This is a genomic window from Streptomyces sp. NPDC001599 (assembly GCF_042893535.1).
Classification (GTDB): Bacteria; Actinomycetota; Actinomycetes; order Streptomycetales; family Streptomycetaceae; genus Streptomyces.
Genome location: NZ_JBIAVA010000011.1, coordinates 240,806 through 256,719, shown reverse-complemented (window position 1 = coordinate 256,719; position 15,914 = coordinate 240,806). Strand labels below are relative to the sequence as shown.

Genomic DNA, 15,914 nt, shown 5'->3' with positions numbered 1-15,914 from the left:
ATCTGTCTCACCACCGGCCGCGTGTTACCCGCCGGTTAAGGTCGGGGGATGCAGAGCAGCACCCCAGCCGGCCGTGCCGGGCGCCCGCGCAGTGCCGCGGCGGACACCGCGATCCTGGCCGCGACGCGGGCCGCCCTGGTCGACCTCGGCTGGTCGAAGCTCACCCTGGGAGACGTCGCCACGCGGGCCGGGGTTGCCAAGACGACGCTCTACCGTCGCTGGGCGGGCAAGAACGAACTGGTCGTGGACGCGGTGGCGGAGCTCTTCGACGAGCTCGAACTGCCCGACCGCGGCTCCCTCGCCGCCGACATCGAGGGCGTGGTGCTCCAGTTCGCGGCGATCCTGGCCCGACCGGAGGCCAGGAGCGGCCTGATGGCGGTGGTCGCGGAGTCCACCCGCGACGACGCGCTGCGCGAACGCATCCGCACGTCGATCGTCGAGCGGCAGAAGCGCCTGGTACTGGAGGGCAGGGCCCGCGCCCAGGCCCGCGGCGAGCTGCCGCCCGAGACGGATGCGGCCGAGGCCGCCCGCACGGCGGACCTCATCTTCGACCTGGTGGCGGGCGCGGTGGTGCACCGCACGCTGGTCAGTGCCCGGGCCGCGGACGAGGAGTGGGTACGCGGCCTGACGCAGGTACTGCTGTGGGGCCTGGCCGGCGCGGACGGCGGGGCCGACGCCGAACCGGCCGCATCCCGGTGGGACGGGGCCGGTTCGGGCCCGCTCAGCGCACCGTGAGGACCAGCTTGCCCGTGGTGCGGCCGGTCTCCCCCTGGGCGTGCGCCCGGGCGCCCTCGGCGAACGGGAAGGTGCCGGACACGTGGGCGCGCAGGCTCCCCCGTTCGACGAGTTCGGCGACGGCGCGCATCCCGGCGTGGTCGTGCTCGACCAGCAGGGCGACGGCGCGGACCCCGGCCCGCTCGGCCGCGGCCGCGGTGTGCTCGTCCCCCGGCAGCAGGGAGACGACGATGCCGCCGGGGCGGAGCACGCCCACGGAACGGGTGGCGGTCTCCCCGCCGAGTGTGTCGAGGACGACGTCGTAGCGCTCCTCGGTGTCGGTGAAGTCCGCGGAGCGGTAGTCGACGCAGGCGTCCGCACCGAGTTCACGCAGGAACGCGTGCTTGGGCGCGCTCGCGGTGCCGGTGACGTGCGCGCCCCGCTCCTTGGCGATCTGCACGGCGAGATGGCCCACGCCGCCGGCGGCCGCGTGGATCAGCACCCGCTGCCCGGCCCGGAGGCCGGCGGTGTCGACCAGGGCCTGCCAGGCGGTGAGCGCGGCCAGCGGGAGGGCGGCGGCCTGGACGTGGTCGGTCCCGGCGGGCTTGGCGGCGAAGGCGCGGGCCGGTCCGGTCACGTACTCGGCGTGCGAGCCGTGCCCGTACGGATAGGGCAGCATGCCGAAGACCTCGTCGCCGGGCCGGAAGAGGGTGACGCCGAAGCCGGTCTCCACCACGGTGCCGGAGACGTCCCAGCCGAGGGTCAGCGGCGGGGGCGGCAGGAAGATCTTCAGGGCGCGGTGCTTGAAGTCCGTCGGGTTGAGCCCGGCCGCGTGCACGGCGACGAGGATCTCGCCCGGTCCCGGTTCGGGCCGCGGCAGTTCGGTGGGCCGCAGCACCTCGGGGCCGCCGAGGGCCGTCTGGTGCAGGGCGAGCATCGTCGGGGCGCCGTGCGGGGAAGCGCCGTTCGCAGGAGTGTCCGTCGAGGTCATGCCCCCATGCTGGCCGTCGGCCCGGGCCCGGACCATGGCAAGAAGGTCAGCCTCCGATACATTTCTGCCATGCTCACCGACGCCGCCGCCCGCGCGGCCGAACTGGACCGCCTGATGCGCCCGGCGCCCCGGCCCGGCGCCCACAAGGTCGCCGTCCTCGCCCTGGACGGCGTCTACCCCTTCGAACTCGGCATCCCGCACCGGGTCCTGGGTTCCGCCGACGGCCGCTACGACGTGCTGTCCGCGAGCGTCGACGGACGGCCCGTGCGCACCGACTCGGACCTGACCGTCACCCCGGCGCACGGCCCCGAAGTGCTGGCCGAGGCGGACACCGTGATCGTGCCGCCGTACGCCGTGACGGCCGCGTCCGCCACCGTGCCGGATCCGTCGGCGCTCGCCGCGCTGGCCCGGGTCCGCCCCGGGACCCGCCTGGTGTCGATCTGCACCGGCGCCTTCCTGCTGGCCGCCGCCGGTCTGCTGGACGGGCGCCGGGCCACCACCCACTGGGCGCTCACCGACCACTTCCGGGAGCTGTTCCCCCGGGTCGAGCTGGACGCCGACGTGCTCTTCGTCGACCACGGCGACCTGCTGACCTCCGCGGGCGCGGCGAGCGGCGTCGACGTCTGCCTGCACCTGGTGCGCCGGGACCACGGCAGCGAGGTGGCCAACCAGGTGGCTCGCCGCTGCGTCGTACCGCCGTACCGGGACGGCGGCCAGGCGCAGTACATCGAGCGGCCGGTGCCCCCGGCGAGCGGGACGGGCACCGGCCCGACCCGCGACTGGGCGCTGCGCCGGCTGGACCGGCCCCTGTCCCTGGACGAGCTGTCCGCGCACGCGGCGATGAGCACCCGCACCTTCGCCCGGCGCTTCCGGGAGGAGACCGGTCTGAGTCCCGGTCGCTGGCTGACCCAGCAGCGGCTGCGGCGGGCCCGGCACCTGCTGGAGTCCAGCGACCTGTCGGTGGAACGGGTCGCCCACGAGGTCGGCTTCGCCACCGCCACCTCACTGCGCCGGCACCTGGCCGCCGAGGCGGGGGTCGCCCCGTCGGCGTACCGGCGCACGTTCCGCGCCTCGGTGCCGTAGGGGGCGCCGAACGGGTGTCGGCCTCGCTCAGAACCCCGCCGGTTCCGTGTACACCCCCCACTCGTCGCGCAGCACACCGCAGATCTCGCCCAGCGTCGCCTCCGCGCGCACCGCGTCCAGCATCGGCTCGATCATGTTGCCGCCGGAGCGGGCCGCGGCCAGCATGGCGTCCAGGGCGCCGCGCACGGCGGCGTCGTCGCGGGCGTCCTTGCGCTCGCCCAGGACCCGCACCTGCTCGCGCTCGACCTCGTGGCTGACCCGCAGGATCTCCAGGTCGCCGGTGACGGAGCCGGTGTGGACGTTGACGCCGACCACCTTCTTGTCGTCCTTCTCCAAAGACTGCTGGTAGCGGAAGGCCGACTCGGCGATCTCGCCGGTGAACCAGCCGTCCTCGATGCCGCGCAGCAGGCCGGAGGTGATCGGCCCGACGGGGTGCTGCCCGTCGGGGTGGGCGCGCAGCCCCCGCTCCTTGATCTGCTCGAAGATCTTCTCGGCGTCGGCCTCGATGCGGTCGGTCAGCTGCTCGATGAACCAGGAACCGCCCAGCGGGTCGGCGACGTTGGCGACGCCGGTCTCCTCCATCAGCACCTGCTGGGTGCGCAGGGCGATCTCGGCGGCCTGCTCGCTGGGCAGGGCGAGGGTCTCGTCGAGCGCGTTGGTGTGCAGGGAGTTGGTGCCGCCGAGTACGGCCGCCAGCGCCTCCACGGCGGTGCGTACGACGTTGTTGTACGGCTGCTGCGCGGTGAGCGAGACACCGGCGGTCTGGGTGTGGAACCGCAGCCACTGGGCCTTGTCGGTCTGCGCCCCGTACACGTCGCGCATCCAGCGGGCCCAGATCCTGCGGGCCGCGCGGAACTTGGCGATCTCCTCGAAGAAGTCGAGGTGCGCGTCGAAGAAGAAGGAGAGGCCGGGCGCGAAGACGTCCACGTCGAGTCCGCGGCTGAGGCCCAGCTCCACGTAGCCGAAGCCGTCGGCGAGCGTGTACGCCAGCTCCTGCGCGGCCGTCGCCCCGGCCTCGCGGATGTGGTACCCGGAGACGGAGAGCGGCTTGTAGGCGGGGATGCCGGCCGCGCAGTACTCCATGAGGTCGCCGATGAGCCGGAGGTGGGGCTCGGGCTGGAAGAGCCACTCCTTCTGGGCGATGTACTCCTTGAAGATGTCGGTCTGCAGCGTGCCGTTGAGCACGGAGGCGTCGACGCCCTGGCGCTCGGCGGCGACCAGGTACATGCAGAACACGGGCACGGCGGGCCCGCTGATCGTCATGGAGGTCGTCACGTCCCCGAGCGGGATGTCCTTGAACAGCACTTCCATGTCGGCGGCCGAGTCGATGGCCACCCCGCAGTGCCCGACCTCGCCCAGCGAGCGCGGGTCGTCGGAGTCGCGGCCCATCAGCGTCGGCATGTCGAAGGCGACCGAGAGCCCGCCGCCGCCGTTGCGGAGGATCATCTTGTAGCGCTCGTTGGTCTGCTCGGCGTTGCCGAACCCGGCGAACTGCCGGATGGTCCACGTACGCCCCCGGTATCCGGTCGGATACAGGCCGCGGGTGAAGGGGTACTCGCCCGGCCAGCCGATCCGCTCGAAGCCCTCGTACTCGTCCCCCGGGCGGGGCCCGTACACCGGCTCCACGGGGTCTCCGGAGAGCGTGGTGAAGTCCGCGTCGCGCTTGCGCGCCGCGTCGTACCGGGCCTGCCAGCGAAGGCGGCCCTCTTCTATGGCGTGAGCGTCCATACCTCCAAATTTACTAGGACGTCCAAGTAAATGTCGATGGGGTACCGCCGTACGGGTGTCCGTACGGCGGTGGGACGGCTCGTGAGGGGCCGGTTACGCCTTGACGGGGGCCGGCGTCTCGGCGGCGGCGACCTTCGCGTCCAGCTCCTGGGTGACCCTGCGCTCCACGAAGAACGCCGCGGTCGGCACGGTCCCGGCGAGCAGCACCCAGAGCTGCTTCTTCACCGGCCACTTGGCCTTGGAGCCCAGGTCGAAGGCGAAGACCAGGTAGATCACGTACAGCCAGCCGTGGGCGATGCTGACGACCTGGGTGAAGTCCGCGGCGCCGCCCAGGTCCAGCACGTACTTTGCGATCATGCCGAGGCACAGCGCGATCAGCAGCACACCGGTGACGTACGCCATGACCCGGTAGCGGGTCAGCACGCTCTTTTTCATGGCTCCGAGCGTAACCGTCCGTTTCGCGCGATCTTCGACCGGGTCGGGCGACTCGCCGGGCCCGCCAGGCCCGCGCGCTCAGTCCTCGTCGAAGTCCCCCGCGGCGACCCGCAGCGGCCGGAGCATCGCGAAGATCTCGCCGCACTCCTCGGCGTCGTACGCGCCCAGGCCGAAGTCCATCGCCATCAGGTCGCGGGTGGCCGCCTCGACGACCTCGCGGCCCTTGTCGGTGATGGTGGCCAGCGTGCCGCGGCCGTCGTTGGGGTTGGGGCGCTTGGCCACCAGGCCGGAGCGCACCAGGCGGTCGACGGTGTTCGTCACCGAGGTGGGGTGCACCATCAGGCGCTCGCCGATCTTGGACATCGGCAGTTCGCCCGACTTGGAGAAGGTGAGCAGCACCAGCGCCTCGTAGCGCGCGAAGGTCAGCCCGTACGGCTTGACCACGGCGTCGACCTCGCCCAGCAGGATCTGCTGGGCCCGCATGATCGAGGTGATCGCCGCCATGGAGGGCACACCGCCCCAGCGCTGAGCCCAGAGTTCGTCGGCTCGGGCGATGGGATCGAAGGAGAGACTGAGGGGCTTCGGCACGGCAAGAGACCTTACCGGCCGGTCATATGCCGGTCAGCCCCGTCTCGCCTTTCGATACCACCGACCGTGCCGGGGCGCTCATTCGGCGAGGTGACGCTCGACCGTCTCGACCTTCGACGTGAGGCCGTCCGTCACGCCGGGGCGGATGTCCGCCTTGAGGACCAGGGAGACCCGCGGTGCGCGCGCCTCGACGGCGGTGACGGCCCGCCGGACGACGTCCATGACCTCGCCCCACTCGCCCTCGATCGAGGTGAACATCGCGTCGGTGCGGTTCGGCAGCCCGGACTCGCGGACCACCCGGACGGCGTCGGCGACGTACTCCCCCACGTCCTCGCCGACGCCGAGCGGCGTCACGGAGAAGGCGACGATCATGCGTTGACGATCCCTTCCTGGCGGGCGCGGGAGGCGATGACCGCGGTCTCGGCCTCGCGCTTGAGCTTGCGCTCGGCGAAGAAGCCGCCGGTCGGCAGGACGGAGAGGACGAAGTAGAGGGCGGCGGTCTTCAGCGGCCACTTGGCGCGGTTCCAGGCGTCGGCCCAGAAGATCACGTACAGCACGAAGAGGACACCGTGGATCATGCCCATCGCCGGCACCGCGTTGAAGTCGGTGGTCCGCTTCAGGACGGAGCAGACGAGCAGGAGGAGGAACGAGATCGCCTCGGGGGCCGAGACCAGGCGGAGGCGGCGGAGGGCGGTGGCGGTCTTGAGGTCCACGGGTCACCTTCGGAAGGGAGGGATGCGCCGTCGGCGCGGGCCGGTGTGCGGTCCGCCTTGTGAACGGAAGCACAATCGTTCGCCCATTGTGGCAAACAATGCCCCAAGGGATGGACTCAGGGTCGTTCTCCACCCGTGGGCCCTGTTCTGTCCACCCGTGGCGGGGCTACTTTCGCAGCGTGGCGATGTTCCGACTTCAAAGCAGCAAGGTCCTCGCCGTCGACATGACCTCGGACGCCGTGAAGGCGAAGAACGGCTCGATGGTCGCGTACGACGGGGAGATGGCCTTCAAGAAGCTGAGCGGCGGCGGTGAGGGCATCCGGGGGATGGTGACCCGGCGGATCACCGGCGAGCAGATGACGGTGATGGAGGTGAGGGGGCAGGGGACCTGCTGGTTCGCGGACCGGGCCTCGGAGATCACGCTGGTGACCCTCCAGGGCGACAAGCTGTACGTCGAGTCGAGCAACTTCCTGGCGGCCGACGCCGGGCTGCGCACCGGCACCAGTTTCACCGGCACGCGCGGCGCCTCCCAGGGCAACGGCCTGTTCACCACGACGATCGAGGGGCACGGGCAGGCGGCGATCATGTCCGACGGTCCCGCGGTGGTGCTGCGGGTCAGCGCCCAGTACCCGCTGACCGTCGACCCGGGGGCGTACGTCGCGCACCAGGGGAACCTGCGGCAGTCCTTCCAGTCGGGTGTGACCTTCCGCACGCTGTTCGGGGAGGGCGGCGGGGAGGCCTTCCAGATCCGCTTCGAGGGCGACGGACTGGTGTACGTGCAGCCGAGCGAGCGGAACACGATCGCGGGGGATGTGTGAGATGGCCTTCGAGGAGATCAACTCCAAGATGGTCCGGGCGACCGTCGCGCCGGGGCAGCGGCTGTTCAGTCAGCGCGGGGCCATGCTCGCCTACCAGGGCGAGGTGTCCTTCACCCCCAATCTGCGGGGCGGCCAGGGCGGCGTCATGTCGATGATCGGCCGCCGGGTGGCGAACGAGGACACGCCGCTGATGACCGTCGAGGGCAGCGGCACCGTGTTCTTCGGGCACGGCGGCCACCACGTCCAGGTGATCAACCTCGCGGGCGACACCCTGTACGTGGAGGCGGACCGCCTCCTCGCCTTCGAGGGCACCCTGGAGCAGGGCACGGTGTTCCTCGGCTCGCAGGGCGGCGTCATGGGCATGGTGCGGGGCCAGGTGAGCGGGCAAGGGCTGTTCACCACGTCCCTCAAGGGCCACGGCTCGGTGGCGGTGATGGCCCACGGGGGCGTCTTCGAGGTGCCCATCACCCCGCAGCGCCCGGTGCGCGTGGACCCGCAGGCCTACGTCGCCCACCACGGCGACGTGCGCAACAAGCTCTCCACGGCCCTGGGCTGGCGGGACATGGTGGGACGCGGCTCCGGCGAGGCGTTCCAGCTGGAGCTGAGCGGCAGCGGCACGGTGTTCGTCCAGGCGTCCGAGGAGAAGCTGTGAGCACGGTCCACCACGACCCGGCGACGCTGCCGGCCGACGACAACGTCAACGCGTACACCTTCTGCGTGGAGCTGAAGGGGAGCCAGTGGTTCCTGCAGAAGGGGAAGATGATCGCCTACTACGGGACGATCGATTTCAACGGGATCGGGCACGGCCGGCTGGACCGTCTGGTGCGCACTTCGTTTCATTCGCCTCTGCACGCGAGCGACTGGGTCGTGGCGGAGGGCTCGGGCAAGATGCTCCTCGCCGACCGGGCCTTCGACGTGAATTCCTTCGACCTGGAGGACGGCAATCTGACCATTCGCTCGGGCAACCTGCTCGCTTTTCAGCCAAGCCTCGCGCTCAAGCAGTCGATCGTGCCGGGCTTCCTGACGCTGATCGGAACCGGGAAGTTCGTGGCCGCGTCCAACGGTCCGGTGGTGTTCATGGAACCGCCGATCCGGGTGGACCCGCAGGCCCTGGTCGGCTGGGCCGACTGCCCGTCCCCGTGCCACCACTACGACCACGGGTACATGACCGGCCTACTGGGCGGTCTACGTGCGATGACGGGGCTCGGCGGGGCCTCCGGGGAGGAGCACCAGTTCGAGTTCGTGGGCGCGGGGACGGTGCTGCTCCAGTCGAGCGAGGCGCTGATGGCGGAGCAGGCCGTGGGGACTCCTCCGCAGCAGGCGGGGGTGCCCGGCGGCGGGGCTTCCGGAGCGCCGGGAGGCCGGTCGGGGGTACCGGGACTTCCCGGACAGCTGGGGGACCTCCAGCGCCGCTTCGGGCTGTGAGCGGTAATCTGCGGAGTGTGACATCGAACGCGTGCGCACCGTCACCGTCACGGAAAACCCCTCACTAGTTCGCCTTTCAACCTTTTAGGTAGACTTCATTCATGGAGACCGAGACGGCCACTCGCTGGCTGACCGATACGGAGCAGTGTGCTTGGCGCACCCACCTGGAGGTCAACAGGCTGTTGACGCACCAGCTCGAGAAGGACCTGCAGCCGTTCGGCCTGACAATGAACGACTACGAGATCCTGGTGAATCTCTCCGAGTCGGAGGGCGACAGAATGCGGATGAGCGACCTGGCCACCGCCACGATGCAGTCCAAGAGCCGCCTCTCCCACCAGATCACCCGCATGGAGAACGCCAACCTGGTCCGGCGGGAGAACTGCGAGTCCGACCGGCGCGGGCTCTTCGCCGTCCTCACCGAGCACGGCATGGAGACGATGCGGAAGGTCGCGCCGCACCACGTGGCCTCCGTCCGCAGGCACTTCATCGACCTGCTGGCCCCGGAGGACCTGACGGAGCTGGACAAGGCGCTCAAGCCCATCGCCGAACACCTGCGCGGGCAGCGGGGACGACCCTGAGTCCCTGATCACATGTCCCGGGCCGTTGCGGCCCGGTCACCCGGCAGGCGGAGCTCGAACAGGGCGCCGCCTGCCGGTGCGTCGTGCACCGTGAGCGTCCCGCCGTGCCGCATGGCGACGTCGCGGGCGATGGCCAGTCCGAGACCGGCCCCGCCGTCGTCGCGGCTGCGGGCGTCGTCGAGCCGTACGAACCGCTCGAAGATCCGCTCCCGGTCGGTCGCCGGTACGCCTTCGCCGTCGTCGGCCACGGCGACCACCGCCGTGTCCCCGTCCCACCGCACGGACACCTCCACCACCGAGCGGGCGTGCCGCTCGGCGTTGTCCAGCAGATTGGCCAGCACCCGCCCCAGCTGCCCGCGCGATCCAGCCACACTCACCGCGCCCTCGTCCCCCCGCACCCGCACCCCGGTCCGCCCCTCGGCCGCCTCGCGCGCGAGCGCCGCGAGGTCGACCCGGGCGTCGGCGGGCCGCTCCCCCGCGTCCAGCCTGGCCAGCAGCAGCAGATCGGCGGCGAGCCGCTGGAGCCGTACGGTGTCCGCCACGGCGCCGTCCAGATCCAGCAGCTCGGGATGCGCGGCGGCCACTTCCAGCTGGGTGCGCAGCGACGCGATCGGGCTGCGCAGCTCGTGCGAGGCGTCGGCGACGAAGCCGCGCTGCCGCTCCACCGAGGACTCCAGGGCGGCCAGCGTCTCGTTGGTGGTGGTGGCGAGCCTGGCCACCTCGTCGTGGGTGCCCGGCACCGGGACCCGGCGGGCCAGGTCCTCACTGGCGGTGATCGCGGCCATCTCCCGCCGGATGCCCTCCACCGGGCGCAGTGCGCGCCGGGTGACGAGCCAGGTCACCCACGCCACGACCGCGAGCAGCAGCGGGAAACCGATCAGCATCACCGTCAGCGCGGTGTTCACGGCACCGTGTTCGGCGGAGAGCGGGGCACCGGCGTAGACGGTGAGCGTGCCCCGGTCGTCGGTCTTCACCGGGACGGCGGCGAAACGGTAGTCCTCCGTGTCCCCGTCGATGGTCGCCGAGCCGTCGCTGACGGTGATCCGGCCGCCGATCTCGCCGGGTTCGAGGGACTCGCCGGAGTCGTCATCGTCGTCGGCATCGTCGTCCTCCCCACCCGGGGAGGCGGCGGGCTGCGGTTTCACCGCGTCGACGCCGGTGCCGCTGATCCGCTCCAGGTCCTCGCTGGCGGCTACCAGCCTGCCCCGGTCGTCGACGACCTGCACCGGTCGGTCGTCCACGTCCAGCGACAGGTCGCCGTACGCCGTCCCGAAGGCCAGCTCCGTCGCGACGTCGCGGGCGGACCGCTCCGCCTGGGTTCCGGCCTCGCCGAGCAGGTTGGAGCGCAGGGAGAGCAGGACGGCGGTACCGGCCGCGACGAGGGCGACGGCGACCACGAGGGTGGCGGCGAGCGTGGCACGGGCCCGCACCGAGGCGAAGAGGCGGCTCACCGCCCGGTCTCCAGCCGGTAGCCGGCGCCGCGCACGGTCCGGATGAGCCCGGCGCGCAGCTTGCGCCTGAGCGCGCTGACGTACACCTCGACGATGTTGGGATCGCCGTCGTAGGCGAAGTCCCAGACGTGCTCCAGGATCTCGGCCTTGGAGACCACCTGCCCGGCCCGCACCACGAGCTGCTCCAGGACGGCGAACTCCTTGGCGGTGAGGGTGACCTCGTCCTCGCCGAGGAAGACCCGGCGGGCGGCGGTGTCGACCCTGAGGTCGCCGTGGACGTGCACGGGAGAGGCACCGGCACCCTGTCCCCGCCGCCGCAGCAGGGCCTTCACGCGGGCGACGAGGACCACGTAGGAGAAGGGCTTGGTGAGGTAGTCGTCCGCGCCCGTGTCCAGGCCCTCGGCCTCGTCGTACTCGCCGTCCTTGGCGGTGAGCATCAGGATCGGCACGTCGTGCCCGGCGGCGCGCAGGGCGGCGCAGACCCGGTAGCCGTTGAGGCCGGGCAGCATGATGTCGAGGATGACGAGGTCGTACACGCCCTCGCCCGCCCGGTGCAGTCCCTCCAGGCCGTCGTGGACGACGTCCACGGCGTATCCCTCCGCGGTGAGGCCCTTGGCGAGCGACACGGCGAGGCGCTTCTCGTCCTCCACGATCAACAGGCGCATGGGTAGAGGGTCCCAAAGCCGAGCTGAAGATCCCTTCAGGTGGCTTCAGCCTGGCCTCAGCGTCGGTCCGCGACAGTGAAGTCACCGAAAACCGCTGGACTCTGGACGACTCGGAGGAAACCGCATGAAGCGCAACATCGTGATCGCCGCCGTCACCGCCGCCGCACTGATCGGAGGCGGTACGGCGACGGCGCTGGCGACGACGGGGGACGACGACCGGGGCACGGCGCCCCGCGCGGACGTGAGCGTGTCGGACGACGGCGGCGTACGGGACGAGGCCGACGACGCTGACGACGACCGGCGCGACGACTCCGGCGCCGCCTCCGCGAAGGTCACGGCTGCCGACGCCGTCGCCGCCGCGCTGGCGGACACCCCGGGCACGGCCGTCTCCGCCGAGCTGGACGACGAGGACGACGACGGGGACGACTACGGGAACGACCGCCGTGAGCGTGCGGCCTGGGAGGTCGACGTCCTCTCCGGCGACGGCACCTGGCACAGCATCCGGATCGATGCGGCCACCGGCAAGGTGCTGGGCTCGGAGCGGGACGACGACGAGGACGACACCGCCGAGGTGCGCGCGGCCCTGAAGGGCACCTCGGTGGACGCCGCCGAGGCGGCGAAGGCGGCGGCCGGACACGGCACCGTCACCTCCGTCGAGCTGGACGACGACGGCGACCACGGCGACGGCAAGCCCGCCTGGGAGGTCGAGACGCACGCCTCCGGCAAGGGTGAGCAGGACTGGCGGGTCGACCCGAAGACCGGCAAGGTCACGGCCGACCGCTCACACGACTCCCATGACTCGGGAAACGCTGACGGCTCGGACGACTCGCAGGACTCCGACGACGACTGATCGGCTCCGCGCGCATGGCGCCCGGAGCCGTGGCGGCGCCCCGGAACCGACCGGGGCGCAGAGCGCCTGTATTGCTCTTGACACAGCCCAAGGTGACGCGAACACATGTGCCCACGGTCGCTGGTGAGGGTGGCGATTTCCGGATCAACGGGTGTGTGTGCGGCTTTCGTACGTATGGTCCTTCGCAGGGTCGGGGACGGCGCGGTGTCGTGGCCGTGGCTGTGAAGGGGGCGAGATGGCACAGGTGGGGGCGGATGAGAAGGTCGGGCATGCCCGGTACACGTACCGGTTGCGGGTGTCGTCCGCGGCTCGTGCCCTGCTGGCGGCGGAGTGGGGCCGGTGCCGCTGGGTGTGGAACGAGTGCGTCGCCAAGTCCAGGGCCGTGCACCTGCACAACAGAGCGACCGGCAAGAAGGCCACGTGCGGTCCTGCCCAACTCGACAGGATACTGACCGGGGCCCGCGCCTCTACGCCGTGGCTGCGGGACGGCTCGTGCGTTCCCCAGCAGCAGATCATCCGTGACTTCGGCCGCTCCCGCACCAAGGGCCAGCAGGACATCTCGGCGGGCTTGCCCCTGATGCGCCGGGCCGGGATGCCGACGTGGAAGACCAGGCGGGAGTCGTCGGCGACTCTGAACTACACGCGGCGCGGGTTCCGGCTGAAGGACGGGCGGCTGCACCTGGCGGGTGGCATCGTCCTGAGGGTGGTGTGGTCGCGGGAGTTGCCCGCCGAGCCGTCCTCGGTACGCGTGTACCAGGACAGCCTTGGACACTGGTACGCCTCTTTCGTCGTCCCCGCCCAGGTCCAGCCCCTGCCCCCGACCGGCCGCGTCCTCGGCGTCGACTGGGGTGTGCGGGAGACGGCGACGACCACGTCCGACGCGCACGACCTGCCGCACCCCGAGTATGGCGGGAAGGCGAAGGAGAAACTCACCCGGTACGACCGGATGATGGCCCGCCGCAGGCCCAAGAAGGGCCGGCCCGGGTCGAGGGGCTACCGTGCGGCGAGGAAGCTGCGGGCGAAGGCGCACAAGAAGGTCGCCAGGCAGCGTGCGGATACCGGCCGCAAGTGGGCCAAGAAGGTCGTCCGTGACCATGACGCCGTGGCGGTGGAGGACTTCCGGCCGAAGTTCCTGGCCCGGTCGACGATGGCCCGCAAGGCCGCGGACGCCGCCATCGGCGCCACCAAGGCCGCTCTGATCGAGATGGGGCGCAAGCACGGGCGGGACATCCGTCTGGTCCACCCCGCGTACACCACGATGGACTGCGCGCAGTGCGGAGCGAGAGCCAAGCACGCCCTGCCGCTGGGTGAACGCACCCACACTTGCACCGCCTGCGGAACCACAGCCCCACGGGACAAGAACTCCGCACGCGTCATGCTCGTCCGGGCTGGTCTCAACCCGGCTGGTGCCGATGGTGGAAGACCTCCTGGAGCGCCGCTCCAGGAGGCAGCCTGAGCCAGGAATCCCCTCCCCCAGGGAGGGGAGGATTCAAGGCGGTGTTGCACCAGGCGGCCGCCCCCGCCGGTGCCCGCTCACCCCTCCGTCAGCCCCGCTACCAGTTCGTCCGCCGCCCGGTACGGATCCAGTTCCCCGGCGACGATCCGCTCCGCCAGGGCGCCGAGGCGCCGGTCCCCGTGCAGGTCGCCGATGCGTTCCCGCAGCGTCGTGACGGCGATCGTCTCGACCTCGCGCGCCGCCCGGGCCCGGCGCCGCTCGGTGAGGACGTCCCGTTCCTCCATCCACGCGCGGTGCTTCTCCAGCGCCTCGACCACCTCGTCGACACCCTCGCCGCGCGCGGCGACCGTCTTGACGATGGGCGGCCGCCAGTCACCGGCGGCGCGCGCCTCGCCGAGGCCCAGCATGTGGTTCAGCTCGCGGGCGGTGGCGTCGGCGCCTTCCCGGTCGGCCTTGTTGACCACGTAGACGTCGCCGATCTCCAGGATTCCGGCCTTGGCCGCCTGGATGCCGTCGCCCATGCCGGGGGCCAGCAGGACGACGGAGGTGTCGGCCTGGGAGGCGATCTCGACCTCCGACTGGCCGACACCCACCGTCTCCACCAGAACCACGTCGCAGCCGGCCGCGTCCAGCACGCGGATCGCCTGCGGCGCGGCCCAGGCGAGCCCGCCGAGGTGGCCGCGGGTCGCCATCGAGCGGATGTAGACGCCCGGGTCGGAGGCGTGCTCCGACATCCGGACGCGGTCGCCGAGCAGGGCGCCGCCGGAGAAGGGGGAGGACGGGTCGACGGCGAGGACGCCGACCCGCTTGCCCTGCTTGCGGTACGCCGTGACCAGCGCCGAGGTGGACGTCGACTTGCCGACGCCCGGGGAGCCGGTCAGACCGACGACGTACGCGTTGCCGGTGAGCGGCGCGAGCGCCTCCATGACCTCCCTGAGCTGCGGGGACGCCCCCTCCACCAGGGAGATCAGCCGGGCCACGGCCCGCGGCCGGCCTTCTCGGGCCTGGGCCACCAGTGAGGAGACGTCCTGCATCACAGCTCCGTTCAGTGAGAAGTCGTAACTCGGGGGGTCAGGCCCCGGGCACCCGCACGATCAGCGCGTCGCCCTGACCGCCGCCGCCGCACAGCGCCGCCGCGCCGACGCCGCCGCCGCGCCGCTTCAGTTCCAGGGCGAGGTGCAGCACCAGCCGGGCGCCGGACATGCCGATGGGGTGCCCGAGGGCGATGGCACCGCCGTTGACGTTCACCTTTTCGGTGGACACGCCGAGGTCCTTCATTGACTGCACGGCGACGGCCGCGAAGGCCTCGTTGATCTCGATCAGGTCGAGGTCGGCGACCTCCAGGCCCTCCTTCTTCAGGGCGTGCCGGATGGCGTTCGACGGCTGCGACTGCAAAGAGTTGTCGGGGCCCGCGACATTGCCGTGGGCGCCGATCTCCGCGATCCACTCCAGGCCCAGCTCCTCGGCCTTGGCCCGGCTCATGACGACCACGGCCGCCGCGCCGTCGGAGATCTGCGAGGAGGAGCCCGCGGTGATGGTGCCGTCCTTGGCGAAGGCCGGGCGGAGCCTGCCGAGCGATTCGGCGGTGGTGTCCCCGCGGATGCCCTCGTCCTTGCTGAACAGCACCGGGTCGCCCTTGCGCTGCGGGATCTCGACCGGGGTGATCTCGGCCTCGAAGACGCCGTTCTTCTGGGCTGCGGCGGCGCGCTGGTGGGACAGGGCGGCGATCTCGTCCTGGGCGGCGCGCTCGATGCCGAGGCGGGTGTTGTGCTTCTCCGTGGACTCGCCCATGGCGATGTCCTCGAAGGAGTCGGTCAGGCCGTCGTACGCCATGGCGTCGATCATCTGGACCGCGCCGTACTTGTAGCCCTCGCGGGACTTGGGCAGCAGGTGCGGGGCGTTGGTCATGGACTCCTGGCCGCCGGCGACGATCACGTCGAATTCACCCGCGCGAATGAGCTGGTCGGCGAGTGCGATGGCGTCGAGGCCCGAGAGGCAGACCTTGTTGATCGTGAGCGCCGGGACGCTCATGGGGATGCCGGCCTTGACCGCGGCCTGGCGGGCGGGGATCTGCCCGGCACCGGCCTGGAGCACCTGCCCCATGATCACGTACTGGACCTGGTCGCCGCCGATCCCGGCACGGTCGAGGGCGGCCTTGATCGCGAATCCGCCGAGGTCGGCCCCGCTGAAGGACTTCAGGGAGCCGAGCAGCCGGCCCATCGGGGTACGGGCACCCGCGACGACGACGGAGGTCGTGCCGTTCGTTCCAGAGGTTCCAGAGGTTTCAGTGGTTCCAGAAGACATGAGCTGCGGTCCCCTTTTCCGGCCCGCACAGGCCGAGGAGTGAACGAGGGTTTACTCGAATGTACTGAGCGGTATCCCGCCCGTCACCGGGCTGTCGGTGTGATCGCGCGCACGT

18 protein-coding genes are annotated in these 15,914 nt (G+C 71.4%); 8 read left to right on the top strand and 10 right to left on the bottom strand.

Annotated features, from left to right (window positions below; all coding sequences use genetic code 11):
- The first annotated feature begins 48 nt into the window (after positions 1-48).
- Positions 49-735 carry a TetR/AcrR family transcriptional regulator gene (locus ACFYZ3_RS27175; protein WP_388522726.1) on the top strand — a complete coding sequence of 229 codons (687 nt, stop codon included), beginning with the start codon at positions 49-51 and terminating at the stop codon, positions 733-735.
- Here ACFYZ3_RS27175 and ACFYZ3_RS27170 read toward each other — a convergent pair.
- Positions 722-1,705 carry an NADP-dependent oxidoreductase gene (locus ACFYZ3_RS27170; RefSeq protein WP_388522723.1) on the bottom strand — a complete coding sequence of 328 codons (984 nt, stop codon included), beginning with the start codon at positions 1,703-1,705 and terminating at the stop codon, positions 722-724. The genes ACFYZ3_RS27175 and ACFYZ3_RS27170 overlap by 14 nt on opposite strands.
- A 69-nt stretch (positions 1,706-1,774) precedes the next feature.
- On the opposite strand from ACFYZ3_RS27170, the gene ACFYZ3_RS27165 reads away from it, so the two are divergent.
- Positions 1,775-2,788: a GlxA family transcriptional regulator gene (locus tag ACFYZ3_RS27165; protein WP_388522720.1), complete on the top strand. Its 1,014-nt coding sequence runs from the start codon at positions 1,775-1,777 to the stop codon at positions 2,786-2,788.
- A 27-nt stretch (positions 2,789-2,815) separates the two neighbouring features.
- Here the strand turns inward: ACFYZ3_RS27165 and ACFYZ3_RS27160 are convergent, their stop codons facing one another.
- From ACFYZ3_RS27160 to ACFYZ3_RS27140, 5 genes are all read right to left on the bottom strand, one after another.
- The gene (locus ACFYZ3_RS27160) at positions 2,816-4,516 is read right to left on the bottom strand and encodes a methylmalonyl-CoA mutase (protein WP_388522717.1); all 1,701 of its coding nucleotides are present in this window, start codon (positions 4,514-4,516) and stop codon (positions 2,816-2,818) included.
- Positions 4,517-4,609: 93 nt separating this feature from the next.
- Entirely contained in the window at positions 4,610-4,951 is a 342-nt protein-coding gene (locus ACFYZ3_RS27155) for a DUF3817 domain-containing protein (RefSeq protein ID WP_387058690.1), read from the bottom strand.
- Positions 4,952-5,029: 78 nt separating this feature from the next.
- Positions 5,030-5,539, bottom strand: coding sequence for a MarR family winged helix-turn-helix transcriptional regulator (locus ACFYZ3_RS27150; protein WP_003973586.1), 510 nt, complete (start codon positions 5,537-5,539; stop codon positions 5,030-5,032).
- Between the two features lie 78 nt (positions 5,540-5,617).
- Entirely contained in the window at positions 5,618-5,911 is a 294-nt protein-coding gene (locus ACFYZ3_RS27145) for an MTH1187 family thiamine-binding protein (protein WP_388522713.1), read from the bottom strand.
- On the bottom strand, positions 5,908-6,252 hold the full coding sequence (locus tag ACFYZ3_RS27140) for a DUF3817 domain-containing protein (RefSeq protein WP_104631658.1): 345 nt from the start codon (positions 6,250-6,252) through the stop codon (positions 5,908-5,910). The genes ACFYZ3_RS27145 and ACFYZ3_RS27140 overlap by 4 nt, the downstream gene beginning before the upstream one ends.
- Positions 6,253-6,437: 185 nt before the next feature.
- Between ACFYZ3_RS27140 and ACFYZ3_RS27135 the strand changes: the two genes are divergently transcribed.
- From ACFYZ3_RS27135 to ACFYZ3_RS27120, 4 genes are all read left to right on the top strand, one after another.
- Entirely contained in the window at positions 6,438-7,070 is a 633-nt protein-coding gene (locus ACFYZ3_RS27135) for an AIM24 family protein (protein ID WP_388522805.1), read from the top strand.
- Between the two features lies 1 nt (position 7,071).
- A complete protein-coding gene (locus tag ACFYZ3_RS27130; protein WP_388522711.1) occupies positions 7,072-7,722 on the top strand; it encodes an AIM24 family protein in 651 nt (216 codons plus the stop codon).
- On the top strand, positions 7,719-8,495 hold the full coding sequence (locus ACFYZ3_RS27125) for an AIM24 family protein (RefSeq protein WP_361004573.1): 777 nt from the start codon (positions 7,719-7,721) through the stop codon (positions 8,493-8,495). Before ACFYZ3_RS27130 ends, ACFYZ3_RS27125 begins: the two co-directional genes overlap by 4 nt.
- A 101-nt stretch (positions 8,496-8,596) precedes the next feature.
- The gene (locus ACFYZ3_RS27120) at positions 8,597-9,073 is read left to right on the top strand and encodes a MarR family winged helix-turn-helix transcriptional regulator (protein ID WP_087807185.1); all 477 of its coding nucleotides are present in this window, start codon (positions 8,597-8,599) and stop codon (positions 9,071-9,073) included.
- 8 nt (positions 9,074-9,081) lie between these two features.
- Here the strand turns inward: ACFYZ3_RS27120 and ACFYZ3_RS27115 are convergent, their stop codons facing one another.
- Together ACFYZ3_RS27115 and ACFYZ3_RS27110 are read right to left on the bottom strand one after the other, a co-directional pair.
- The gene (locus ACFYZ3_RS27115) at positions 9,082-10,524 is read right to left on the bottom strand and encodes a sensor histidine kinase (RefSeq protein WP_388522706.1); all 1,443 of its coding nucleotides are present in this window, start codon (positions 10,522-10,524) and stop codon (positions 9,082-9,084) included.
- Positions 10,521-11,189 (bottom strand): response regulator transcription factor, encoded by a 669-nt coding sequence (locus tag ACFYZ3_RS27110; protein ID WP_102932268.1) that lies wholly within the window; start codon positions 11,187-11,189, stop codon positions 10,521-10,523. The genes ACFYZ3_RS27115 and ACFYZ3_RS27110 overlap by 4 nt, the downstream gene beginning before the upstream one ends.
- A 124-nt stretch (positions 11,190-11,313) precedes the next feature.
- Here ACFYZ3_RS27110 and ACFYZ3_RS27105 point away from each other — a divergent pair, with 124 nt between their 5' ends.
- On the top strand, positions 11,314-12,039 hold the full coding sequence (locus ACFYZ3_RS27105) for a PepSY domain-containing protein (protein WP_388522703.1): 726 nt from the start codon (positions 11,314-11,316) through the stop codon (positions 12,037-12,039).
- 235 nt (positions 12,040-12,274) lie between these two features.
- A complete protein-coding gene (locus tag ACFYZ3_RS27100) occupies positions 12,275-13,495 on the top strand; it encodes an RNA-guided endonuclease InsQ/TnpB family protein (RefSeq protein WP_388522701.1) in 1,221 nt (406 codons plus the stop codon).
- A 77-nt stretch (positions 13,496-13,572) separates the two neighbouring features.
- Here ACFYZ3_RS27100 and meaB read toward each other — a convergent pair whose 3' ends face one another.
- A complete protein-coding gene (gene meaB / locus ACFYZ3_RS27095; protein WP_388522698.1) occupies positions 13,573-14,529 on the bottom strand; it encodes a methylmalonyl Co-A mutase-associated GTPase MeaB in 957 nt (318 codons plus the stop codon).
- Positions 14,530-14,566: 37 nt separating this feature from the next.
- Positions 14,567-15,799, bottom strand: a complete 1,233-nt coding sequence (locus ACFYZ3_RS27090) for an acetyl-CoA C-acetyltransferase (RefSeq protein WP_388522695.1) — start codon at positions 15,797-15,799, stop codon at positions 14,567-14,569.
- Between the last annotated feature and the right edge of the window lie 115 nt (positions 15,800-15,914).

Bases quoted from the DNA above. Each gene is read 5' to 3' on its own strand.
- ACFYZ3_RS27100 (WP_388522701.1), top strand. From the start codon at position 12,275: ATGGCACAGGTGGGGGCGGATGAGAAGGTCGGGCATGCCCGGTACACG.
- ACFYZ3_RS27160 (WP_388522717.1), bottom strand. From the start codon at position 4,516: ATGGACGCTCACGCCATAGAAGAGGGCCGCCTTCGCTGGCAGGCCCGG.
- ACFYZ3_RS27145 (WP_388522713.1), bottom strand. From the start codon at position 5,911: ATGATCGTCGCCTTCTCCGTGACGCCGCTCGGCGTCGGCGAGGACGTG.
- ACFYZ3_RS27165 (WP_388522720.1), top strand. From the start codon at position 1,775: ATGCTCACCGACGCCGCCGCCCGCGCGGCCGAACTGGACCGCCTGATG.
- ACFYZ3_RS27170 (WP_388522723.1), bottom strand. From the start codon at position 1,705: ATGACCTCGACGGACACTCCTGCGAACGGCGCTTCCCCGCACGGCGCC.
- ACFYZ3_RS27175 (WP_388522726.1), top strand. From the start codon at position 49: ATGCAGAGCAGCACCCCAGCCGGCCGTGCCGGGCGCCCGCGCAGTGCC.
- ACFYZ3_RS27135 (WP_388522805.1), top strand. From the start codon at position 6,438: ATGTTCCGACTTCAAAGCAGCAAGGTCCTCGCCGTCGACATGACCTCG.
- ACFYZ3_RS27105 (WP_388522703.1), top strand. From the start codon at position 11,314: ATGAAGCGCAACATCGTGATCGCCGCCGTCACCGCCGCCGCACTGATC.
- ACFYZ3_RS27155 (WP_387058690.1), bottom strand. From the start codon at position 4,951: ATGAAAAAGAGCGTGCTGACCCGCTACCGGGTCATGGCGTACGTCACC.
- ACFYZ3_RS27090 (WP_388522695.1), bottom strand. From the start codon at position 15,799: ATGTCTTCTGGAACCACTGAAACCTCTGGAACCTCTGGAACGAACGGC.
- ACFYZ3_RS27130 (WP_388522711.1), top strand. From the start codon at position 7,072: ATGGCCTTCGAGGAGATCAACTCCAAGATGGTCCGGGCGACCGTCGCG.
- meaB (WP_388522698.1), bottom strand. From the start codon at position 14,529: ATGCAGGACGTCTCCTCACTGGTGGCCCAGGCCCGAGAAGGCCGGCCG.
- ACFYZ3_RS27120 (WP_087807185.1), top strand. From the start codon at position 8,597: ATGGAGACCGAGACGGCCACTCGCTGGCTGACCGATACGGAGCAGTGT.
- ACFYZ3_RS27110 (WP_102932268.1), bottom strand. From the start codon at position 11,189: ATGCGCCTGTTGATCGTGGAGGACGAGAAGCGCCTCGCCGTGTCGCTC.